Origin of the sequence: Allosphingosinicella sp. (assembly GCF_035626655.1) — a bacterium.
Classification (GTDB): domain Bacteria; phylum Pseudomonadota; class Alphaproteobacteria; order Sphingomonadales; family Sphingomonadaceae; genus Allosphingosinicella.
Genome location: NZ_DASPNF010000004.1, coordinates 98380 through 120492 on the forward strand (window position 1 = coordinate 98380; position 22113 = coordinate 120492).

General features: G+C 68.9%; 24 protein-coding genes. 16 read left to right on the top strand and 8 right to left on the bottom strand.

Going from position 1 to position 22113, the window contains the following annotated elements; all coding sequences use genetic code 11:
* Window positions 1-74 precede the first annotated feature (74 nt).
* From VEC11_RS02555 to VEC11_RS02575, 5 genes are all read left to right on the top strand, one after another.
* Window positions 75-890 carry a tetratricopeptide repeat protein gene (locus VEC11_RS02555; protein ID WP_464128835.1) on the top strand — a complete coding sequence of 272 codons (816 nt, stop codon included), beginning with the start codon at window positions 75-77 and terminating at the stop codon, window positions 888-890.
* Entirely contained in the window at window positions 887-2206 is a 1320-nt protein-coding gene (locus VEC11_RS02560) for an outer membrane protein assembly factor BamB family protein (protein WP_464128836.1), read from the top strand. The genes VEC11_RS02555 and VEC11_RS02560 overlap by 4 nt, the downstream gene beginning before the upstream one ends.
* Window positions 2207-2246: 40 nt before the next feature.
* Window positions 2247-3617, top strand: a complete 1371-nt coding sequence (der, locus tag VEC11_RS02565; RefSeq protein ID WP_464128838.1) for a ribosome biogenesis GTPase Der — start codon at window positions 2247-2249, stop codon at window positions 3615-3617.
* Between the two features lie 125 nt (window positions 3618-3742).
* Complete coding sequence (locus VEC11_RS02570; protein ID WP_464128839.1) at window positions 3743-4159, top strand: Hpt domain-containing protein; 417 nt, start codon at window positions 3743-3745, stop codon at window positions 4157-4159.
* Window positions 4160-4225: 66 nt separating this feature from the next.
* Complete coding sequence (locus tag VEC11_RS02575; RefSeq protein WP_464128841.1) at window positions 4226-4960, top strand: hypothetical protein; 735 nt, start codon at window positions 4226-4228, stop codon at window positions 4958-4960.
* On the opposite strand, the gene VEC11_RS02580 is transcribed toward VEC11_RS02575, so the two are convergent.
* Window positions 4957-6237, bottom strand: a complete 1281-nt coding sequence (locus VEC11_RS02580; RefSeq protein ID WP_464128843.1) for a DUF418 domain-containing protein — start codon at window positions 6235-6237, stop codon at window positions 4957-4959. The two genes, VEC11_RS02575 and VEC11_RS02580, sit on opposite strands and share 4 nt — an antisense overlap.
* A 96-nt stretch (window positions 6238-6333) precedes the next feature.
* Between VEC11_RS02580 and VEC11_RS02585 the strand changes: the two genes are divergently transcribed.
* Window positions 6334-6609 (top strand): hypothetical protein, encoded by a 276-nt coding sequence (locus VEC11_RS02585; protein WP_464128845.1) that lies wholly within the window; start codon window positions 6334-6336, stop codon window positions 6607-6609.
* A gap of 15 nt (window positions 6610-6624) precedes the next feature.
* Here VEC11_RS02585 and bfr read toward each other — a convergent pair whose 3' ends face one another.
* The 6 genes from bfr to VEC11_RS02615 form a co-directional block, all read right to left on the bottom strand.
* Window positions 6625-7104, bottom strand: a complete 480-nt coding sequence (gene bfr, locus VEC11_RS02590) for a bacterioferritin (protein ID WP_464128846.1) — start codon at window positions 7102-7104, stop codon at window positions 6625-6627.
* A gap of 114 nt (window positions 7105-7218) precedes the next feature.
* Complete coding sequence (locus VEC11_RS02595) at window positions 7219-7389, bottom strand: (2Fe-2S)-binding protein (RefSeq protein ID WP_464128847.1); 171 nt, start codon at window positions 7387-7389, stop codon at window positions 7219-7221.
* A gap of 95 nt (window positions 7390-7484) precedes the next feature.
* Window positions 7485-7928, bottom strand: coding sequence for a hypothetical protein (locus VEC11_RS02600; RefSeq protein ID WP_464128848.1), 444 nt, complete (start codon window positions 7926-7928; stop codon window positions 7485-7487).
* 61 nt (window positions 7929-7989) lie between these two features.
* Window positions 7990-8457: a hypothetical protein gene (locus tag VEC11_RS02605; protein ID WP_464128849.1), complete on the bottom strand. Its 468-nt coding sequence runs from the start codon at window positions 8455-8457 to the stop codon at window positions 7990-7992.
* 36 nt (window positions 8458-8493) lie between these two features.
* Window positions 8494-10782: a phosphoribosylformylglycinamidine synthase subunit PurL gene (gene purL / locus VEC11_RS02610; RefSeq protein WP_464128851.1), complete on the bottom strand. Its 2289-nt coding sequence runs from the start codon at window positions 10780-10782 to the stop codon at window positions 8494-8496.
* Window positions 10783-10830: 48 nt separating this feature from the next.
* The gene (locus VEC11_RS02615) at window positions 10831-11283 is read right to left on the bottom strand and encodes a CHRD domain-containing protein (protein ID WP_464128853.1); all 453 of its coding nucleotides are present in this window, start codon (window positions 11281-11283) and stop codon (window positions 10831-10833) included.
* 280 nt (window positions 11284-11563) lie between these two features.
* Between VEC11_RS02615 and VEC11_RS02620 the strand changes: the two genes are divergently transcribed.
* Window positions 11564-11809: a hypothetical protein gene (locus VEC11_RS02620; protein ID WP_464128854.1), complete on the top strand. Its 246-nt coding sequence runs from the start codon at window positions 11564-11566 to the stop codon at window positions 11807-11809.
* An 88-nt stretch (window positions 11810-11897) separates the two neighbouring features.
* On the opposite strand, the gene VEC11_RS02625 is transcribed toward VEC11_RS02620, so the two are convergent.
* On the bottom strand, window positions 11898-12260 hold the full coding sequence (locus tag VEC11_RS02625) for a hypothetical protein (protein WP_464128855.1): 363 nt from the start codon (window positions 12258-12260) through the stop codon (window positions 11898-11900).
* A gap of 172 nt (window positions 12261-12432) precedes the next feature.
* Here VEC11_RS02625 and VEC11_RS02630 point away from each other — a divergent pair, with 172 nt between their 5' ends.
* The 9 genes from VEC11_RS02630 to murD all read left to right on the top strand — a co-directional run bounded on the left by VEC11_RS02630 (window position 12433) and on the right by murD (window position 22110).
* Window positions 12433-12693, top strand: a complete 261-nt coding sequence (locus VEC11_RS02630; protein WP_464128856.1) for a hypothetical protein — start codon at window positions 12433-12435, stop codon at window positions 12691-12693.
* Between the two features lie 277 nt (window positions 12694-12970).
* Window positions 12971-13435 carry a division/cell wall cluster transcriptional repressor MraZ gene (locus VEC11_RS02635; protein WP_464128858.1) on the top strand — a complete coding sequence of 155 codons (465 nt, stop codon included), beginning with the start codon at window positions 12971-12973 and terminating at the stop codon, window positions 13433-13435.
* On the top strand, window positions 13432-14415 hold the full coding sequence (gene rsmH / locus VEC11_RS02640) for a 16S rRNA (cytosine(1402)-N(4))-methyltransferase RsmH (RefSeq protein WP_464128860.1): 984 nt from the start codon (window positions 13432-13434) through the stop codon (window positions 14413-14415). Before VEC11_RS02635 ends, rsmH begins: the two co-directional genes overlap by 4 nt.
* On the top strand, window positions 14412-15233 hold the full coding sequence (locus VEC11_RS02645; protein ID WP_464128861.1) for a hypothetical protein: 822 nt from the start codon (window positions 14412-14414) through the stop codon (window positions 15231-15233). Before rsmH ends, VEC11_RS02645 begins: the two co-directional genes overlap by 4 nt.
* The gene (locus VEC11_RS02650) at window positions 15233-16945 is read left to right on the top strand and encodes a peptidoglycan D,D-transpeptidase FtsI family protein (protein WP_464128864.1); all 1713 of its coding nucleotides are present in this window, start codon (window positions 15233-15235) and stop codon (window positions 16943-16945) included. The genes VEC11_RS02645 and VEC11_RS02650 overlap by 1 nt, the downstream gene beginning before the upstream one ends.
* Window positions 16945-18360 (top strand): UDP-N-acetylmuramoyl-L-alanyl-D-glutamate--2,6-diaminopimelate ligase, encoded by a 1416-nt coding sequence (locus tag VEC11_RS02655; RefSeq protein WP_464128866.1) that lies wholly within the window; start codon window positions 16945-16947, stop codon window positions 18358-18360. Before VEC11_RS02650 ends, VEC11_RS02655 begins: the two co-directional genes overlap by 1 nt.
* Window positions 18357-19736 (top strand): UDP-N-acetylmuramoyl-tripeptide--D-alanyl-D-alanine ligase, encoded by a 1380-nt coding sequence (locus VEC11_RS02660; protein ID WP_464128868.1) that lies wholly within the window; start codon window positions 18357-18359, stop codon window positions 19734-19736. Before VEC11_RS02655 ends, VEC11_RS02660 begins: the two co-directional genes overlap by 4 nt.
* Window positions 19736-20806, top strand: a complete 1071-nt coding sequence (mraY, locus tag VEC11_RS02665; RefSeq protein ID WP_464128869.1) for a phospho-N-acetylmuramoyl-pentapeptide-transferase — start codon at window positions 19736-19738, stop codon at window positions 20804-20806. Before VEC11_RS02660 ends, mraY begins: the two co-directional genes overlap by 1 nt.
* Window positions 20803-22110: a UDP-N-acetylmuramoyl-L-alanine--D-glutamate ligase gene (gene murD / locus VEC11_RS02670; RefSeq protein WP_464128871.1), complete on the top strand. Its 1308-nt coding sequence runs from the start codon at window positions 20803-20805 to the stop codon at window positions 22108-22110. Before mraY ends, murD begins: the two co-directional genes overlap by 4 nt.
* Window positions 22111-22113: the final 3 nt, after the last annotated feature.

Here is a 22113-nt window from a genome sequence, read left to right on the forward strand (position 1 = left end):
CGCTGCGGGCCGGAGAGGTGTGTGGATGGGCGGCCCTGGCCTTTGTGCAGGCTCCCCGAATCGGAGACTTTAAGTTGGCGCTCAAGCCGAACGACGGTGAGACTTTCCTGAAAGAGGTGGATGAGGAGCTGCGCAGGGAGCAGCTCACCACCTTTTTCACGCGCTACGGCCGGTGGATCGCCGCCGCGGCGGTGCTGATCCTCGCTGCGGTCGGCGGCTGGCTCTGGTGGTCGAGCCGGCAGGCGGCCGCCCGCGAGAATGCCGGCGAGAATCTGATCGCGGTCATGGGCCAGATCGGCGGGGACAACCAGGCCATCGCCGCCGCGCAGCCGCAGATCAATGCGCTCGCCGAGAACGGCATCGAAGGCTATCGCGCCGCCGCTTTGTTCGCCCGCGCCACCGGCCAGGCGCGGAGCGGCAACGTCCAGGCAGCGGTCGCAACGCTGCGCGCGATCGGCGACGACCAGAGCCTTGACCAGGTCTATCGCGACGCCGCCCTGATCCGCCGCTCCCAGCTCGAATTCGACACGCTGCCGCCGCAGGAAGTTATCCGCCGCCTCACCCCGGTCGCCACCGGCAACGGCGCCTGGGCCGGCGCCGCCGGCGAGATGGTCGGCGCCGCGCATCTCAAGATGAACCGGCCCGATCTTGCCGGCCCGGTGTTCGTCCGGATCGCGCAGGACCAGAAGGCAGCCGCCTCGCTGCGCGAGCGCGCCGCGATGATGGCCGGCTCGCTCGGCTTCGATCCCGCGCCCGATGCGCCCCGTTCCACTGCGCCGGCCCGTCCGGCCTCCGCGGCACCCGCCGCAAATGCCCAGGCGCCCGCGGCATCCGCCGCTCCCGCCGCGGCCAATGCCCAAGCTCCCGCAACGAGGGAAAAAGCCCGATGAAGCGTATTGTAGCCGCCCTGGTCTGTCTCAGCCTGCTCGCCGGGTGCGGCGTCTTCGGGCGCGGCCGCCGTCCGACCACGCCGACCGTCGGCCAGCGCATCCCCGTCCTCGGCAGCGAGGGCACGGTCGAGGCCGATCCCCTGCTCGCGGCGATCCCGGTCACCGTGCCGGCAGCCGTCGCCAATACGGATTGGGCGCAGTCCGGCGGCAATGCCGCGAAGTCGATGGGCCATGTCGCGCTTGGCGACGCGCCGCGGCAGGTGTGGAGCGTCTCGATCGGCAACGGCAACAGCTTCCGCACCCGCCTGGTCGCCGAGCCCGTCGTCGCCGACGGCCGCGTCTACACGATCGACACGCTCGCCCGCGTGCGCGCCTTCAACATCGAGAACGGCCAGGAAATCTGGACGCATCAGGTGCGCGGCGAGAACAGCCCGCCCGAGGCCTTGTTCGGCGGCGGCGTGACCTTTGACGGCGGCCGGATCTACGCGACCAACGGCGCCGGCGACGTCGCCGCGCTCGATGCGGCGACGGGCAACCGGATCTGGATGGTGAAGCCGGGCGGCCCGCTGCGCGGCGCCCCGACCGTCGCCAACGACACCGTCTATGCGCTGAGTCAGGACAGCCAGCTGTTCGCGCTGAACGCGCAGAATGGCGAGAATCGCTGGACCGGCAACGGCTCGTTCGAGCTGGCCGGCGTGTTCGGCAGCGCCGCCCCGGCCTTCGCCCAGTCGACCCTGGTCGCGGGCTTCGCCTCGGGCGAGCTCACCGCCTATCGCTACGAGAACGGCCAAGTCGTCTGGCAGGACGCGCTCGCGCGCACCGGCATCTCCACCCAGGTCGGGCAGCTGTCCGACATCGACGCCGATCCGGTGATCGACAATGGCCGCGTCTTCGCGATCGGCCAGGGCGGCCGCATGGTCGCGGTCGAACTGATCACCGGGCAGCGCGCCTGGGAGGTCAATATCGGCGGCCTGTCGACGCCCTGGGTGGCGGGCGACTGGATCTTCGTGGTGACCGACCGGGCGCAGCTGCTCGCGGTAGCCCGTTCGTCGGGGCGGATCCGCTGGATCTCCCAGCTGCCGCGCTTCCGCGATGCCGAGGACCGCGAGGGACCGATCTACTGGCGCGGTCCGATCCTCGCGGGCAACCGGCTCATCCTGACCGGATCGAACGGCGACATCATCCTCGCCTCGCCGGTCGACGGCAGCATCCAGACGACGTGGCGGCACGGCCGGCCGATGTCGCTCCCGCCGATCGTCTCCAACAACACCCTCCTCGTCCTCGACAATGAGGGCAGGCTGACGGCCTGGAGATAGGTTGACCCAACGGAGCTGAACCGGCAGGGCAGCGGGCCTTATGGCCAAGCTGCCCACCGTCGCGATCGTCGGCCGTCCGAACGTCGGCAAATCCACCCTGTTCAACCGGCTGGTTGGCAAGAAGCTGGCGCTCGTCGACGACCGGCCGGGCGTGACCCGGGACCGGCGGGAAGGCGAGGCGACTTTGCTCGGGCTCGACTTTCGGGTGATCGACACGGCCGGCTATGAGGACGAGGATCCCGAGACCCTGCCGGGACGGATGCGTGCGCAGACCGAGGCGGCCGTCCGCGAGGCGGATGCGGCCCTGTTCCTGATCGATGCGCGCGCCGGCGTGACGCCGCTCGACGAGGAGATCGCCCGCTGGCTGCGCGGCGAAAGCACGCCCGTCGTCCTCGCCGCGAACAAGGCCGAGGGCAAGGCGGGCGAGGCGGGCATCCTGGAAGCCTGGTCGCTGGGCTTCGGCGAGGCGATCGCGATGAGCGCCGAGCATGGCGAGGGCACGGTCGACCTGTTCGAGCATCTCCGCCCGCATATCGAGCGCGAGGATCAGGAGGAGGACGAGGAGGAGGCGGGCGAGGGCCCGCTCAAGCTCGCCATCGTCGGCCGGCCCAATGCCGGTAAGTCCACCCTGATCAACCGCATCCTCGCCGAGGATAGGCTGATCACCGGGCCCGAGGCCGGGATCACCCGCGATTCCATCGCCATCGACTGGGACTGGCAGACGCCGGACGGCGCGCGGCGGGCGGTGCGCCTGATCGACACGGCCGGCATGCGCAAGAAGGCGAAGGTCGAGGACAAGCTGGAGAAGCTCTCGGTCGCCGATGCCCGCCGCGCGGTGGATTTCGCCGAGGTCGTCGTGCTGCTGCTCGACGGCACGCGCGGGCTCGAGGCGCAGGATCTCAGGATCGCGGACAATGTCCTGCAGGAAGGCCGCGCGCTGGTCATCGCGGTGAATAAATGGGACGTTGCCGAAAATCCCTCGTCGCTGTTCAACGGCATCAAGGCGGCGCTGGAGGAGGGGTTGAGCCAGGCGCGCGGCGTGCCCCTGCTCACCGTCTCGGGCAAGACCGGCAAGGGCATCGACCAGCTGCTCGGCGCCGCCTTCGAGGTGCGGGAGGTCTGGTCGAAACGGGTGTCGACCGGGCAGCTCAACCGCTGGTTCGAGGATGCCGTGGAGAAGAACCCGCCGCCCGCCCCCGGCGGCAAGCGCATAAAGCTGCGCTACATCACCCAGGTGAACACGCGCCCGCCGAGCTTCGTGCTGTTCGGCACGCGCACCGACATGCTGCCGGATTCCTATCTGCGCTATCTGGTCAACGGCATCCGCCGCGAGCTCGGCTTCGGCGCCGTGCCGGTCCGCCTGCAGGTCCGGGCCTCGCGCAATCCTTTCGGCGAGCGGTCGAACAACTAGCCGAGTTCTTTGGCGACACCCGCTTTTCACTGTGCAGCTACGGTGTTTCGGCCGGGCCAGCGTCAACATCCTGTTTACGGCTCGCGGGTAGAATTGCCGTACCGGAACGCTGAGAGGAACAGGCGGTGGACGAGCTCGTCGACTGGACGACATTTTCGCGCATGCGCACGCAGCTGGGAGCGAGCTTCGTCCGCATCCTCGGCTATTTCCGCGAGGATGGCGAAAAGGCGGTCAGCCGGATCGAGGAGGCGATGCGCCGCCAGGATTCCACCGGCCTCATCCTGCCCGCCCACACGCTGAAGGCCGAGGCGCGCCAGTTCGGCGCGGAGCCGGTCGCCGCGCTGGCCGAGGAGATCGAGATTGCCGGCCGCAGCGCGGTCGAAGGCGGCTTCTTCCCCGATCATGTCCTGCCGCAGGTCGCCGAGTTGCGCCCGCTCTACCAGCGCACGGTCGAGGCGCTGGAAGCCGAGACCAACCCGCTCGCGGTCCGCCGCCAGACCTTCGGCCGCGGCCCGTCCAACCAGGAATTCGGCCGGCTCTGAAACGCCTGCGAACGGGATTGCCTCGTCCGCGGCCCAGGGCCTAGATGGGCGCGGGAGTTCGTGCCGATGCGTAAGACCTTTGCCCTGATCGCCGCCGCCCTGCTCGCCTCCGCTGCCGCCCCGGCGCCGGCGCAGGAGGTTACGGGCTTCCTGACTTTGGAGCAGATGCAGGAGGCGGTCGCGCGGATGCGTGACCAATTGTTCACGCCCGGCGACGCCGTGCCCGGCTGGAACCGGGGCGGGGCCGACCCCGACGCGGTGCTGCGCGAAGCCGGCGTGGACCGTTTCTATTACCGGATCCACGGGACCGGCGGCGACGCCGTCGCGATCCTCGTCGACCGGCCGCTGGCCAGCATCGTGCCGGCCGACTGGCGCGTCGTCGACACCTATGGCGATTCCTCCGCCCGGGTCGAGAATCCGGTCATCCAGTTCGATCCCCTGTCGGACCGCTACGTCATGGCCGTCCGGGCGGGGAGCGAGCGAAGGGGCGGCGTCGACTGCATTTCCGGCATCGCCAATGCGACGCTCTACGAGCGGCCGGGCCGGGCGGCGGGGCCGGACGACGACACCATCCCCCTGTTCTTCCGGCTCGGGCTGCTCGCGGCCGAAGGGCAGATCGTCTGCACCCGCTATGACGGCGACCGGACCAGCGGCTGGCGGGGCCGGAACTTCACCCAGGACGGCCGCCGCCTGGCCGCCCTGGACGACGAATTCGAGCGGATCACCATCATCCCCGCCGCGCCGATCGATGGCCTCGTCGTCCACCGCCGGCCCCCGCCCCAGGGGCCGAACGGGACCTAGTTCTTCCGCATCGGCTGGAAGCTGAGGCGCGCGAGCGAGCGCCACAGCCATTCGAACGGCCCATAGCGATAGCGGTCGAGCCAGGGCTTCGACCAGAGCAGCATGATCACCCAGGCGCCGATTACCGGCAGCCAGAGCTGGATGCGGGTGAGATGGCCGAACAGGCCGAGGCCGTAGCCGTAGAAGATCGTGGTCATCAGGATCGAGGTGCCGAGATAGTTGGTGAAGGCGGCCCGTCCCGCCGCGGCGATGCGTTGCGTCAGCCAGCCGCTCCGGCGGGTCAGGAGGATGATCGCGGCGGCGATCGCGAGGATCATGAAGGGGCGAATGGGCACGGTGGCGGTCAGCCAACCCACGACGAGCCAGAAAATCGAGAAGTTCTGATGAATGAGCCACCAGGCCAGCGCCGCATAGAGCGGGATGCCGACGCCGAAGCCGATCGCGGCGACCTTCAGGTAGCGTTTTCTCTCCCATGCGCCGGTGAGAAAGCCCGATCTCAGCGCGGCCATGCCGAACAGCATGTAGGCGAGCGTCTCCCAGCCGAATTGCCAGATGCTGTTCAGCGGCAACATCCACTCCTTGGTCAGCTGGTGGTGGACGATGTGCCCCCAGGAGCCGCGATACAGGTCGAGCACCTCCTGCAATTGCTGCGGCGTATAGAGGCCGAGCCCCTTCTGCATGTTCGCCCAGGCCTCGACCGCCTCGGGACTGGCATTGGGCGCGAGCGCCAGCGTCTCGGTCATGGTGACGGCGAAGGCGAAAAAAGCGGTGAGGGCGAGCTGGGCGACAAGCAGGATGAGGCCGAGGATGATGAGCTTGGTCGCCTCCATGCGGCGGAAGAAGAAGGCCAACATTCCGATCGGCGCGTAGAGCGCGAGAATGTCGCCATACCAGATGAAGAAGAAGTGGATCAGGCCGAAGACGAGGAGCCAGAACATCCGGCTGTAATGGACCCAGGCCGGCGACGCGCCGGAGGCTTCCGCACGGTCGATGACCAGCAACATCGAGGCTCCGAACAGGAAAGAGAACAGACCCCGCATCTTGCCGTCGATCAGGATGAAGCTGAACACCCAGGAGCCGAGGTCCGCGGCGCTTTCCGTCCCGTAGGCGGCCGGGTTCACATAGGCGGCGCCCGGCATGGCGAAGGCGACGATGTTCATCGCCAGGATGCCCATCACCGCGACGCCGCGGACGATGTCGAGCGTGGCGATGCGCGAGGGCGAAGCGGCAGCGGCGCCGGGCGCGGCGGGGCCTGCGGGCATGGCGGGATCGGTCATCGGGTCCCCTCCCGGATGGTCAGCGAAGGATAAACCATGTCCGTTCAGGATCAATTGCCATTCCGCCGTCACAAGCGAGCGGCTATGAACGCCGGCATGTATGAATGGCTGATCATGGGGATCACCTTCGCGGGCGCGCCGGCGCTCGTGCTGGCGCGGCGCTGGGACGCGGTCGCCGCCGGCCAGACCATCCCGCGCCTCTGCGGTCCGACCCCGGTCGAAGCGCCGGCGCCCGGGCCCGAGCCCATCGCCGTGCCCGAGCCGGGCCTTACGCCCGCGCCCGCCTTCCTGCGGCTGGGCCGGATCGACGAGAATATGGACGCCGACCGCCGCGCGCGCCGGCACGAGGGCCTGGTCCGCGCCGGCTTTTGAGGACGGCGACCCTTCCTATTCTTCCGCGGGCTTCGACTGCAGCTGGATGTAGTTCTGCAGGCCCATCCGCCCGATCATCTCGAACTGCGTCTCGAGGAAGTCGATATGCTCCTCCTCGCTCTCGAGGATGCGCTCGAAGACCTCGCGGCTGACATAGTCCCGCACCGTCTCGCAATGGGCGATGGCGCCGCGCAGCTGCTCGCGGGCCTCATATTCGAGGTCGAGGTCGGCGCGCAGGATCTCCTCGACATTCTCGCCGATGCGCAGGCGTCCGAGCATCTGGAAATTGGGCAGCCCCTCAAGGAACAGGATGCGCTCGGCGAGCGTGTCGGCATGCTTCATCTCGTCGATGGACTCGTGCCGCTCATAGTCGGCGAGCCGCTTCACGCCCCAATTGTCGAGCATGCGATAGTGCAGCCAATATTGGTTGATCGCGGTGAGCTCGTTCTTCAGCGTCTCGTTGAGCAGCTGGATTACCTGTTCGTCGCCCTTCATGGCACGGCCTCCGCGTCGTCGTTCACCCGGCGCATCATAACGCACGGACGCGCGAAAAGGCACCGAAAAATGGCGGAAAACTGCGGAATTTTGGAGTGAGACTGAGTCTCAGTCTCAGGCGGCGCCGCGCTCCTGGGCGATGATCTCGCGTGCGAATGAGAAGCATTGGCCGCAGCGCGGCTTGCAGCCGCGGGCCCGGTAGGCGCTGGTCGGGCACGAGGCGCCATTGCGCGCCGCGGCCCGCACGTCGCCTTCCCGAATCGCGTTACAGACGCAAACGATCATGGAGATCGATATAGTCGATAATGCGACACGTTCGCAATAGCGATTTGCGGATGCCCAGCCTTCGTCATTCCAGCGAAATGGATTGACGAGAGAGGCTAGGTCGAGCTCACTCCCGGTCCCGTCCCGCGCAGCTCCTTGCGGATGACGAGCTTGAGGCCCGACCAGATCTCGTCCACCGCGCAGACCTTTGTGTCGACCAGGCCCATCGGAAGGGCGACCTCGCGGATCACGTCCTCGGTGATGTCGGTGGGCATGCGCGAGGCCCTTTTCGGCCAGGACACCCAGATGAAGCCGGCTGGCGCGAGATGGGGGAGGAGGCGCTTCAGGTCCGCCTCCATGTCGGCGCGCTCCGTCACGAAGATATGGGCGGCGTCGATCGGCGGTTCGGGCCAGAGCAAATGGGTGAGGGCGACGCGCGAGCGCTCGATCTCGGCGCGGACGCTGCCCGGCATCTCGTCCCACCAGGTGCGCATGCCGTTCTTCAGCGACAGCTTGCTCGCCAGCGGCGTGCCGGAATAGCCGGAAAGCGCCATCCTCATCCCTCCCCGTTACGGTAAATCTACCGTAACCCCGGGAAGGCGCAACAAAAACAGCAGCCTGTCAGGCGAAGGCGCTGCGGCTCCGGAAATGCCTGGCGGTGACGAGCGCGATGGGGATGCCGACCAGGACGATGTGGCAGAAGAGCTGGGTCGCGATCGCCATGGCCGAGGGCGGCAGCGGGGTGTGGAAGCGCAGGGGGACGACGATCCAGTTCATCGCCACATAGGTCGCGACGCCGTAGAGGACGCCCCAGAGGATCGGCTTCTGCCAGAGCGCGCGAAGCCTCGCCGCGGCGACGACGAAGATGGTGACCATGATCGCCATCAGGGCGAAATGGACAGCGAGACCAAGCACCGAGCCGGCCGTCCCCATGCCGGTCGCGCCGGGGAAGGGGCCCGAGCCGACATAGCGCAGCATGTTCATCGGGTCGCGCCCGTAGAGCAGGGTCAGGGTGATTGCGGCGAGGATGTCGAGCGTGCCGGCGATCAGGGTCGCGGTGACGATCGGACGGGCGAGCGAACGGGCCATGAGGCGGTCTCCTTCAAGGACGGCCCGAGCCCGGGGCTATGCCGCCTTGCTACCACCCATCAGCCTCGGGAAGAAGCCCTCATGCGCGGCGCGCAGATCGGCGAGCGAGACGTCGCAGCCGACCTCCACGGCGTGGTTGCCGGGGGCGCTCATCCGCCAAGCGATGATCTGCTCGCCGGTCTGCAGATTGACCATGCCGGTCGTGCCGATCCGGCGATGCCCGACGGCCTCGCCAATGGCGACCTGCAGCCGGGGGAGATCGGCGGTCGTGACGACATAGCGGCCCTGGCCCTCGTTGAACCAGCGCCCCGTCAGGCCCGCATCCGCCATCTCGTCGAGCTCGGCGCCGAGCCCGCCGGCCAGCGCCATCTCGGCGACGGCGACGGCGAGCCCGCCGTCGGCGACGTCGTGGGCCGCGGTGACGAGGCCGTCGGCGATCAGCCTGCGGATCAGTTCGCCGGCGGCGCGCTCGGCGGCCAGGTCGACGGCCGGCGGCGGCCCGTCCTCGCGGCCGTGCAGCTCGCGCAGCCAGAGCGACTGGCCGAGATGGGTCGACCCGTCGCCGATCAGGACGATCGCCTCGCCCGCTGCCTTGAAGCCGATGCTCGCGGCCTTGCGCCAGTCCTCCATGAGGCCGACGCCGCCGATTGCCGGCGTGGGGAGGATGGCGCTGCCGCCACCCGTCGCCCTGGACTCGTTGTAGAGTGAGACGTTGCCCGAGACGATCGGGAAGTCGAGCGCGCGGCAGGCCTCGCTCATCCCCTCGAGGCAGTGGACGATCTGCGCCATGATCTCGGGGCGCTGCGGATTGGCGAAGTTGAGGCAATTGGTGACCGCGAGCGGGGTCGCCCCGACGGCGCTGAGGTTGCGATACGCCTCGGCGATCGCCTGCTTGCCGCCCTCATAGGGGTCGGCATAGCAGTAACGCGGCGTGCAGTCGGTGGTGATGGCGAGCGCCTTGTCGGTGCCGTGGACGCGGACAAGGGCGGCGTCGCCGCCCGGGGGCTGGACGGTGTCGCCGCCGACCTTCTGGTCATATTGCTCGTAGATCCAGCGGCGGCTGGCGAGGTCGGGCGAGGCCATCAGCGTCAGCAGGTCCGCGGCGATGTCGGGGCTCGGCGGCAGCTCGCCGAGCGGCTTCACCTGGGCCCAGGCCTTATATTCCTCGCGCGAGAGATGGGGGCGGTCGTAGAGCGGCGCCTCGTCGGCGAGCGGGGCGAGCGGGATGTCGGCGGCGATCTCGCCGTTCCAGGTGAGGACCATATGGCCGGTATCGGTGACCCGGCCGATCACCGCGAAGTCCAGCTCCCACTTGCGGAAGATCGCCTCGGCCTCGGCCTCGCGGCCGGGCTCGAGCACCATGAGCATGCGCTCCTGGCTCTCGGAGAGCATCATCTCATAGGGCGTCATGCCGGTCTCGCGGCAGGGGACATTGTTCATGTCGAGCTCGATGCCGACCCCGCCCTTCGAGGCCATCTCGACCGAGGAGGAGGTGAGGCCGGCGGCGCCCATGTCCTGGATGGCGACGATCGCGTCCGAGGCCATCAGCTCGAGGCAGGCCTCGATCAGCAATTTCTCGGTGAAGGGATCGCCCACCTGGACGGTGGGGCGCTTCTCCTCGCTGTCCTCGGAGAAATCGGCGCTGGCCATGGTCGCGCCGTGAATGCCGTCGCGGCCGGTCTTCGAGCCGACATAGACGATCGGATTGCCGACGCCGGACGCGGCCGAATAGAAGATCTTCTCGGTCTCGGCGACGCCGACGGTCATCGCATTGACCAGGATGTTGCCGTCATAGGAGGGGTGGAAATTGACCTCGCCGCCGACCGTGGGCACGCCGACGCAATTGCCGTAGCCGCCGATCCCCGCAACCACGCCGGCGATCAGGTGGCGCATCTTCGGATGGTCGGGCCGGCCGAAGCGCAGGGCGTTGAGGTTCGCGACCGGGCGCGCGCCCATGGTGAAGACGTCGCGCAGGATGCCACCGACCCCCGTCGCCGCGCCCTGATAGGGCTCGATATAGGAGGGATGGTTGTGGCTCTCCATCTTGAAGATGCAGGCCAGAGCGGTGCCGTCCGGCGCCTCGCCAATGTCGATCACGCCGGCATTCTCGCCCGGCCCCTGGATCACCCAGGGCGCCCTGGTGGGGAGCTTCTTCAGGTGGATGCGCGAACTCTTGTAGGAGCAATGCTCCGACCACATGACCGAGAAGATGCCGAGCTCGGTGAGATTGGGCTCGCGGCCGAGGGCGTGAAGGACGCGCTCATATTCCTCGGGGCTGAGGCCGTGCTGTGCCACGACCTCCGGCGTGATCGGAGATTCGGTCATGGCGGGCTGTTAGCGAGCCCGCCATGGTCCGCCTAGTCCGGAACAGATCTAGCTTGCGGGGCCGAGCTGCCCGCGGATCGCGCCGTTCGGATATTCGCTGGTCGCGACCATCACGAAGAAGGCGCTCGGGTTGGACTGGATCTCCCGCGCGAGATCCTCGCCGATCTGCTTGCAGTCATAGCTGTCATCGTCGTCCGGCCGCTCCAGCCGCGCGACCGGCTCGCCGGCCTGGCCATCGCGGCCGCGATAGATCTGGGCACTGGTCACGTCGGCGAGCGAGCGGACCTCGAGATCGGCGCAGAGACGGTTTGTGGCGGTTTCGAACTCGGCGCGGAGCCGGCCCCAGCCGTCGCGGTCGCCGCCGCCCGGCATGTTGCTGCCGCTGAGCGTGGCCTGGACATCCGGTCCCGCGAAGGCCGCGGCGGTCATCGCCGAGCCGGTCAACATGAGCATGCCCCCGAAAGCCGCCAGGACCGGGCGGCGCAGACTGTTCTTACGCATGACTCTTCCTTTCCCTGAACGTTGCGCCCGGCAGCAAAGGCCGCGACGCTTTCCGGCAAGCAGAAGGCAGGGCGGGTCGGCTGGTTCCTGCTGTAACGATAAAGCGAGGCGCGCTGCCGCCGGGGCGCTCGTCTGAGCGGTGCGGAGGCGCAGGTTACGACGGCGGAAGGAAATCCCCAGCCGACGCCCGCGATTTGCGCGGAGCAATGGATACGGATACGAAATCGTTCGTTAGAAAGAACGCTTCACTGTGCCGCGCCCACGTCCAGGGGAGGACAGCGTGATCGTAGCGCATATCGTGGTCAACGGGGCGCCGGATCCCGAGGACAACAAGCTCTGGGGGCAATATAGTTTCGTGGCGCTGCCGCGCCCCGGCGAGCGGATCGAGGTGCCCTATGACGGGTTCATGGAGCGCCTGCTGATCGAATCCATCCAGCACCGCCCGGCACCGCATCCCCTGCCGCAGGGCCAGACCCTGCTGCGGACCGAGGCCGAGGCCTTCGTCTACGCCCGCTGGGAAGGCTAGGCGGGCAGGGCCCGGGAGCAGACCCGCAATGAAAAGGCCGGCCCAAGGGGGTCCGGACCGGCCTTTCAAATTCGGCGTGACGCCGGGTCTAGGTGTGGCAGGACTTGCCGTTGATGGTGACGTTGTCGCCGCTGCCGCTGACCGACTGGCCTTCGGCAGTGAACGGACCGCCGGCGGCGCCCTCGAGCCGGGTGCCTTCCGCGCTGCTGCTGCCCCGGCGGAGCATGGCGGAATTGTCGCTGTAGAAGGTGACGTAGAAGAGGCTGTTGTCCGAGCAGCGATAGATCTTGTTGGCCGTGATGGACGGCGGCAGATCGGTCGCATTGAGCTGGGTGGTCGGCGCGTTGGTGTCGCGTTCGACCGTGTTGATCTGGACCGGGTCGTTATTGCATCCGGCGAGTGCGAGGAGAGCCGCGCTGGCCGCTGCGGCGAGGTAAGGTGTGTTGCGCATACCATGATCCTTCGCGGGCGCAGCAAATGGCGTCAAGATCGAAAATTGTGGCAGTCTGTCGTTTTCGGACGCCTGAATTCGACCAACCGGCGCCGCCGTTCGACAAACGTCAGTCTTTGCATTACCTTGCCCGCCAGTGGACAGTGCGCGGCAAAAAGCTGGCAATCAGCGGGTGCGGATCGGGCTCACCGGTCTGGCCTCGGTCTTTCTCGCCGTGCTTCTCGCCGCGGTCTTCACCGGCCGCACGCACGAGGAATCGCCGATCGCGAACGCAGTGACGCCGGCGGGGCCGGGCGCTGCCACGCAGCCCGCGGCGCCGGCGCAGTCGCCGCCGGAGGAGCCGCTGGCGACGCTCGGCCTGACCCCGTCCAACCCCGATACGAACAGCGCCGCGCAGCCGGCGCCGAACAGCCCGCCCGCCGGCCGGCGCTGAATCGTGTACGGCGCAAGACAGAAATTCACTTACTTATCCACAGGAGGCGCGCCGCCCTGACAGGAGAGGCGCGGGCGCAACAAAGCAGGAACATCCCTTCTGGTGTCCGTATTTCCCACAAAATCCCATTAAATCCCTTTTAATCCCATGCCTGCTTTGTTATCCACCGGGCTGGATTTGAAGGGGCGTTTCCTGTTGGACCGCGCTTGCGACGCGGCGCTGCATCGCAAGGGCCCGTGAAACGGGGGAGCCTCGGTCTGGGGAGCGGACTGAGGGCGTGGATTCGGAGATTTTCCAGGGCAATGCGCTGAGCGCGGTGGACGGCAAATCCCGCCTGTCCATTCCCGCCTTCATCCGCAACGCCCTGATCCCGGCCGAGCCGCGCCACATCCATCTCACCGTCCATGGCCGCGCGCCCTGCCTGATGGTCCATGGCGACAATTATTCCGCCCATATGCTGGCCGAGCTCGACAAGCGCGAGAACGGCGCCGACCCCGACGCGTTCGACGATGCGGAGCGCGGCCTCTGGGGGATGAGCGAGCGGCTCAACTGCGACGCCGGCGGCCGGATCGTGCTCAGCGGACTGCTCCGCGAGGAGGGCCGGATCGAGGACATGGCGCTGTTCGTCGGCCGCGGCCGCTATGCCGAGTTGTGGAATCCGAAGGTCGCGGTCGAGGTCGGCGGCGACCGGCTGAAGACCATCGCCTCCTATTATCTCCGGCAGCGCGGAGGGAAGGCATGAGCGCTCCCTCTCCGGCCCCCTCCGCGCGCCACATCCCCGTCCTCCTCGACGAGGTCGTCGCGGCGCTCGCCCCCGCCCCGGGCGAGACCTTCGTCGACGGCACGTTCGGGGCGGGCGGCTACACCAGGGCAATCCTTTCCAAGGGAGCGGCCCGCGTCCTCGCTTTTGATCGCGATCCCGAGGCGATCCAGTATGGCGAGACGCTGGCCGCTTCGAGCGGGGGGCGCCTGACGCTTGTGCCGGAACGTTTTTCCCGGATGCGTCAGGCGCTTGCCGCCCGCGGTGTCGACAAGGTCGACGGGGTCACGCTCGACATCGGCGTCTCCTCGATGCAGCTCGACCAGGCCGAGCGCGGCTTCTCCTTCCAGGCCGACGGCCCCGCCGACATGCGCATGTCCCGCGAGGGCGAGAGCGCGGCCGACTTCCTCAACCATGCCGACGAGGGCGAGATCGCCGACGTGATCTACCAGCTGGGCGAGGAGCCGAAGGCGCGGCGAATCGCACGGGCGATCGTCGCCGCGCGGCCGATCGAGCGCACCGCCCAGCTCGCCGAGATCGTCCGCAGGGCGGCCGGCCATCATCCCGGCATGAAGAAGGATCCGGCCACCCGGACCTTCCAGGCCATCCGTATCCACGTGAACCAGGAACTCGCCGAGCTGGAGGGCGGGTTGGCGGCTGCCGAGCGCGTATTGTTGCCCGGCGGCCGTCTTGCAGTCGTGACCTTTCACAGCCTCGAGGACCGGATCGTGAAGCGCTTCCTGAAAGCGCGGAGCGGGGCAATGCCGGCCGGCTCGCGTCATCTCCCAGCGGCGCCCGAGAGCCGGCCGGCGCCTACCTTCGAGGCGGTCGGCAAGGCGGTCAGGCCCGGGACGGCCGAGCTGGAGGCCAATCCGCGAGCCCGGTCCGCGACGCTGAGGGCCGCGCGCCGCACCGACGCGCCGGCCTGGGGACAGGAATCTGGAGAGGGAGCAGAGCGATGATCGCCAGGGGTTTCAGGCCGGTCGTCTGGGTGTTCATGATCGGCGTCGCCGTGCTCGGCTGCTACATGCTGAACCTGCGCGTGGCCGCGGAACGGGCCGAGCTTGCGAAGCTCGACCGGCAGATCATCCTCGCCCAGCAGAATATCCGCGCGTTGCAGACCGAGGTCGGTACGCGCAGCCGGATCCCGCAGCTCGAGGAATGGAACAACGACGTGCTGGCGCTCGCCGCGCCGGTGACCGGGCAATATGTCCAGCAGAATGTGAGCCTCGCCCGCTTCGACACGCGCCAGCCGCAAATCTCCGACCAGGCCGAAGTGCGCATGGCCTCGGCCGAGACCGGCGCCGCGCCGGCCGGCGACGCCCCGGCCGCGACGCCCGCGCCGCAGCGCGCCGTCGCCGCGCCGCGCCCGCCAGTCCAGGCGGAGGTGCGCCGCGCCAGCCTGTCGGTCGGGCCTGCAGCGCCGGCTCCGGCCAAGCGCGAGGCCGCTGCGCCGCCGCGCCGCCAGCCGGAGCGCGCGGTTCGGGTTGCCGCCCGCGACGACATCCGCCCCGGTCCGCGTGAGGAGCGCAGCCGCACCGCCGCCCGCGATGAACGGCGCCCGGCCCCGGTCCGCACCGCCAGCCGCGACGAGCGGCGTCCGGCGCCGGTCCGCACCGCGACCCGCGACGAGCGCCGCACCACGCCGGCGCGGACCACCGGCCGCGCTGCGGCCGCGCCTGCCCGGGGCGCCTCGGGGCGCCTGCTGGCCAGCCAGCGGCCGGCCCGCGCGCTGCGCAAGGACGAGCGGCCCGAGCGCCGCCGGAGCGCGCGGGACTGATGGCGACGCTCGCAGCGGAGGCCAGACGCGCCCGCGCACCGGTCGAGCAGCCGCAGCAGGGAGGGCTGGCCCTCACCTATCACCGGCTGATGCTGGTCATGCTGCTGTTCGTCGGCGTCACCCTGGTGATCGTCGGCCGGCTGGCCATGCTGCAGGTCTTTACCGACCGCACCGCGCATGCGGCCGCGGTTGATCCGCTGCTGCCGGCGCGGGGCGACATCGTCGACCGCAACGGCGTGCCGCTGGCGCGGACGATCGATGCCTGGGCGATCGCGGCCCGGCCCCGCGACATTATCGGCGACCGGGCGGCGCTCGCGCAGCAGCTCGCCCGGCTGATGCCGGAGCGAACGGCCCAGCAATTTTATGCCCTGCTCTCCGACCGGCGGCGGACCTTCGTCTACCTGGCCCGCCCGGCCGCGCCCGAGCTGGTGCAGGCAGTCAACGCGCTCGGCGAGCCCGGCCTCGTCTTCAACCGGGAGCCCGAGCGGCTCTATCCGCAGACCGCGCTCGCCGGCCATGTGATCGGCTGGACCGCCGAGGGTCGGGGCGGCATCGCCGGGATGGAGAAGGTGCTGCAGGACCGGCTCGTCGACCCGGCGCAACGCGGCCGTCCGGTCGCGCTTTCGCTCGACACGCGCGTGCAGGCGATCCTCGAGTCCGAACTCTCCAATGGCGTTGCCACGATGCAGGCGGCGGGAGGCAGCGGCATCGTGCTCGATGTCGACACGGGCGAAGTGGTCGCCATGGCGTCCGCGCCGATCATCAACCCCAACGACGCCGGCCGCGCGGGCCTGGAAGCGATGATGAACCGGGCGACCGTCGGCGTCTACGAGCTGGGTTCGACCTTCAAGCCGATCACCATCGCGGCCGCGATCGAGGCCGGCGTCGTGCGCTCGATGAACCAGCGCTACGATGCGTCCGCTCCGATCCAGGTGGGCCGTTTCCGGATCCGCGACGACCATCCGATGGGACGCGCGATCACCATTCCCGAGCTCATGGTCCATTCCTCCAACATCGCCACCGCCCGGGTCGCCGACGAGATGGGGCCGGAGCGGATGCAGGCGGCCTTCCGCGCGCTCGGCTTCAACACTATGGTGCCGATCGAGATCGAGCGCGGCCGGCCGATCTGGCCGCACGACTGGGGTCGGCTGACGGTGATGACCTCGGGCTACGGCCATGGCGTTGCAATCTCGCCGCTTCACCTGGCGCTGGCTTATGCCGCGCTGGTCAATGGCGGGACGCTGCGCCCCGCCACCCTGCTTCGCGTCGAGCCGGGCCACGCCGCGCCCGGCCGCCGCGTCTACCAGGAATCGACAAGCTACCGGATTCGCCAGCTGCTGCGGCTGGTGGTGATGCGCGGCACGGGTCGCAACGCCAACGCGCCCGGCTTCCGCGTCGGCGGGAAAACCGGCACCGCTGAAACAGTATCACGAACCGGCGGTTATAACCGTCATCAGAACGTTTCGACCTTCGCCGCGGCTTTCCCGATGGACGCGCCGCGCTATGTGGTGCTCGTCATGATCGATTCGGCGCGGCCCACGGCTGCCACTTCAGGCCAGACCACGGCCGCCTGGACCGCTGCACCCATCGTTTCCCGCGTGATCTCGCGCGCCGGGCCGCTGCTCGGCATCATCCCCGACATGAGCCGGGACATCCCGACCGGCGACCTGATGCCGCCCGAGCGCGGCAATGATGAAAATGCGGGGCACTGATGAACCTGGGCGCCCTGACCGGCAGCGACGAGACGGCAGCGGTCACCGGCTTCGCGATCGACCATAGGAAGGTCGCCCCGGGCACGGTGTTCGGCGCCTTCCGGGGCACGCGCTTCAACGGCGAGGACTATATCGCCGACGCCGTCTCGCATGGCGCGGTGGCGATCGTCTCGAGCCCGGAGGCCAGGGTCGAGGGCGCGGTGCATATCGCCGATCCGGAGCCGCGGCGCGCCTTCGCCCGGCTGGCAGCGAAATTCTTCGCGCCCTTTCCGGAGACGGTGGTCGCGGTCACCGGAACGAACGGCAAGACCTCCAACGTCGAGCTGGTCCGCCAGCTCTGGCGCATGGCCGGGCATCCCTCGGCAAGCATCGGCACGCTCGGCGTGACCACGGCGGACGAGCAGGTGAAGACCGGGCTGACCACGCCCGACATCGTCACCTTCCTCTCCAACATGGCCGGGCTGGAGCGGATGGGCATCCAGCATGTCGCCTTCGAGGCGTCGAGCCACGGCCTCGCCCAATATCGCAGCGAGGGGCCGAAGCTGGCCGCGGGGGCGTTCACCAACTTCACCCGCGACCATCTCGACTATCATCTGACCATGGAGGCCTATTTCGAGGCGAAGATGCGCCTCTTCGAGGATGTCCTCGAGCCGGGGGCCAAGGCGGTGGTCTGGGCCGACGATCCCAAATCGGGCGAGGTGATCGCGCGCTGCAAGGCGCGGGGGCTGGAGGTGCTGACCGTCGGCACCGGGGGCGAGACGCTGAAATTGCTGAAGCGCGAGCCGACCCAGCTCGGGCAGAAATTGACGATCGAGGCCGGGGGGAAGACGCACGCGGTCACCCTGGCGCTGATCGGCGCCTACCAGGCCTATAATGCGCTGACGGCCGCGGGGCTGGTGCTCGCGACCGGCGGCGAGCTGAAGCCGACCCTCGCCAACCTCGCCCGGGTGCATCCGGTGCGCGGGCGGCTGGAGCGGGCGGTGATAAGCAAGGCCGGCGCGCCGGTCTATGTCGACTATGCGCATACGCCCGATGCGATCGAGAGCGCGATCGAGGCGCTGCGGCCGCACGCCAGGGACCGGCTGATCATCGTCTTCGGCGCCGGCGGCGACCGCGACGAGGGCAAGCGGCCGGAAATGGGCGCGGCGGCGGTGCGGCTGGCCGACCGGGTGATCGTCACCGACGACAATCCGCGCTCCGAGGATCCGGCCCGGATCCGCGCGGCGATCATGGCGGCGGCGCCGGGCGCGACCGAGGTGGCCGGCCGGCGCGAGGCGATCCGGCTCGCGATCGGGGAGGCCGGCCCCGGCGACATCGTCCTGCTCGCCGGCAAGGGCCACGAGCAGGGCCAGATCGTCGGGGACAAGGTGCTCCCCTTCGACGACGTCACGGTAGCGCGGGAGGAAGCGGCATGAGTCCCCTCTGGACATCCGCGGAGATCGCCGAGGCGACGGGCGGCAGCGTGCACGGCCATTTCGACGCGGCCGGCGCCACCTTCGACAGCCGCGAAGTCGGGCCGGGCGACCTGTTCATCGCGATGAAGGGCGAGGCGACCGACGGGCATCGCTTCGTCGCGCAGGCCTTTGCGGCGGGCGCGGCCGGCGCTTTGCTCAGCGAGGAGGTCGATGGGCCGCACGTCCATGTGCCCGACACCACGCTCGCCCTGAACAACCTCGCCTGGGCGTCGCGCGACCGCTGCCAGGGCAAGGTGATCGGGGTCACCGGCTCGGTCGGCAAGACCGGAACCAAGGAGGCCCTGTACGCCGCGCTCGACCGGGCGGCGCCGGGCCGCGCGCACCGCTCGGTGAAGAGCTACAACAACCATACGGGCGTGCCGCTCAGTCTCGTCCGGATGCCGCGCACGACCAGGTTCGGCATCTTCGAGATGGGCATGAACCATGCGGGCGAGCTGGCCGCGCTCACGCGGATCGTCCGCCCGCATGTCGCGATCGTGACCACGATCGCGCCGGCGCACCGCGAATTCTTCGCCAGCGACGAGGCGATCGCCGACGCGAAGGGCGAGATCTTCCAGGGACTGGAGCCGGGCGGCACCGCGATCATCCCGTTCGACAGCCCGCATCGCGACCGCCTGATCGCGGCGGCGCGGCCCTCGGCGGCGAACATCGTCACCTTCGGCCTCGGCGAGGGCGCGGACGTCCGCGCCGCCTATGTCGTGCGCGGCCCCAAGGGCGGATCGCTGGTGACGGCGCAGCTGCCGGACGCGTCGCTGAGCTTCACGCTCTCGCCGCCGGGCGAGCATTGGGTGGCCAATGCGCTGGCCGTGCTGGCTGCCGTCGAGGCGGTGGGCGGCGATCTCGCGGCCGCCGGCCTCGCGCTCGCCGATCTCGGCGGGTTGAAGGGCCGCGGCGAGCGGCATCGCCTGAGGGTCGACGGCGGCGAGGCTTTGCTGATCGACGAGAGCTACAACGCCAATCCGGCCTCGATGGCGGCGACCTTGAAGGTGCTCGGCGAGGAGCAGGTGGACGGGCGGCGGATCGCGGTGCTCGGCGCGATGCGCGAGCTCGGCCCCGACAGCGACGACTTCCACCGCGCTCTGGCCGGGCGGCTGGAGGAGGCCGGCGTCGATTATGCGATCCTCGTCGGCCGGGAGATGGAGGCGCTTGCAAAGGCCCTTGGCGGGCAACTCAAAATGGCGCATGTGCCCGACGCGGCGTCCGCCCTGCCGCTCGCCCGCGCGGCGATCGGACCGGGCGATGCCTTGCTCGTCAAGGGATCGAACTCAATCGGGCTTGCCGCGCTCGTCGAAGCGCTGGCGGCCGGGACGGACTGATGTTTCTCTGGATCGCAGAACAGCTGGGCTATCCGAGCTTCCTGAACCTCTTCCGGTACATCACCTTCCGCGCGGGCGCGGCGACCTTTACCGCGCTCGTGCTCGGCCTGCTGATCGGGCCGAAGTTCATCGGCTGGCTGCGCGTCCGCCAGGGCAAGGGCCAGCCGATCCGCGAGGACGGCCCGCTCTCCCACCTCGCCAAGCGGGGCACGCCGACCATGGGCGGGCTGATGATCCTGACCTCGATCACCGTCTCGATGCTGCTCTGGATGGATTTCTCCAACCGCTATCTCTGGGCCTGCCTGTTCATCACCGTCGGCTTCGGCGCGATCGGCTTCATGGACGATTATGACAAGGTGAAGAAGCGCCACCACAAGGGCGTCTCCGGCAAGGTCCGCCTCCTGGCGGAATTCGTGATCGCCGGCATCGGCTGCTGGATCATCACCTATGGCGCCGGGACGCAGCTCTACATCCCCTTCTACAACGGGCCCGTCGTCGACCTGGGGCCCTTCTACATCCTGTTCACCGCCTTCGTGGTGGTGGCGTTCGGCAATGCGGTGAACCTGACCGACGGGCTGGACGGCCTGGCGACCATGCCCGTGATCATCGCCAGCCTCGCCTTCATCGTCATCGCCTACCTGGTCGGCAACAAGATCTTCGCCTCCTATCTCGGCATCCCGTTCGTGCTGGGCGCGGGCGATCTCACCGTGCTCTGCTCGGCGATGGTCGGGGCGGGGCTCGCCTTCCTCTGGTTCAACGCGCCGCCCGCGGCGGTCTTCATGGGTGATACCGGGAGCCTCGCGCTGGGCGGCGCGCTCGGCGCGATCGCCGTCTCCACCCAGCACGAGATCGTGCTCGGCATCATCGGAGGCCTGTTCGTCGCCGAGGCAATGAGCGTGATCATCCAGGTGCTGGTCTACAAGCGCACCGGCAGGCGGGTCTTCCGGATGGCGCCGATCCACCACCATTTCGAGCAGAAGGGCTGGTCCGAGCCCACCGTCGTGATCCGCTTCTGGATCGTCGCCTTCGTGCTGGCACTGGCCGGCCTGTCGACGCTGAAGCTGCGGTGATCACCAGCCCGGCCTTTCGCGGCAAACGCTATGCGGTGCTGGGCCTGGCCCGGTCCGGGCTGGCGACGGTCGAGGCGCTGGTCGCGAGCGGGGCCGAGGTCACGGCGTGGGACAGCAAGGAAGAGGCGCGGGCGAACGTAGGCGAGGGCGTCACGCTCGCCGATCCGCTGGAGATCGACCTGGCCGGCTATGACGGCGTGGTTGTCTCGCCGGGCGTGCCGCTCAACACGCACCCGATCGCCGCGAAGGCGAGGGCGGCGGGCGTACCGGTGATCGGCGACATCGAATTGTTCGCCCAGGCGCGGGCGGGGCTGCCGCCGCACAAGGTGGTCGGGATTACCGGGACCAACGGCAAGTCGACGACCACGGCGCTCGTCCACCACATCCTGAAGACCGCGTGCGTGCCGACCGAGATGGGCGGCAATATCGGCCTCCCGATCCTTGCGCAGGATCCGCTCCCTGAGGGCGGCGTCTATGTGCTGGAGCTGTCCAGCTACCAGATCGACCTGACCTTCAGCCTCGATTGCGACGTCTCGGTGCTGTTGAACGTCACGCCGGATCACCTCGATCGGTACGCTGATTTCCGTGCCTATGCCCTGTCCAAGCGGCGCCTCTTCGAAATGCAGTCAGCTGGCCATGTCGGCATCTTCGGCGATGCGGATGAAGAGGTCTGGCAGATGTGCGACGGGCTCGACGTAGAGGCATGGTCTTGGCCGGGACGCGATGTGCGTTTGGGCTATCCGTGGCCAAGTCTGAAGGAGCGCCAAAGGGAGTGGCCCGCGTTGCAAGGGCCGCATAACCTGCAAAATGCCATGGCGGCCATCGCCGTGGCCGAGACATTCGATATCTGGCCTTCCAAGATTGAAGAAGGGTTGCGCACCTATCCCGGCCTGCCACACAGGATGGAAAGGGTCGCCGAGCGGAACGGCATCCTCTTCGTCAACGACAGCAAGGCGACCAACCCGGATTCCGCGGCACCCGCGCTGGCCGCCTATCCGTCTATCCACTGGATTGTCGGCGGACTCGCCAAGACTCATAGCCTCGGCCCCTGCGAGGCGCAGCTGGGCCATGTCCGGGGCGCCTATACGATCGGGGATTCGGGGCCGATGTTCGCGCAATTGCTCGCCGGCAAGGTGCCGGTGACGGAATGCGGGGTGCTGGATGCAGCGGTCGAGGCGGCGGCGGGGGCGGCCAAGGCGGGAGAGGTGGTCCTGCTCTCGCCGGCCTGCGCGTCGTTCGACCAGTTCAGGGATTATGAGGCGCGGGGCCAGGCGTTCCGCGAAGCGGTGGGGGCCCTCTCATGAGCA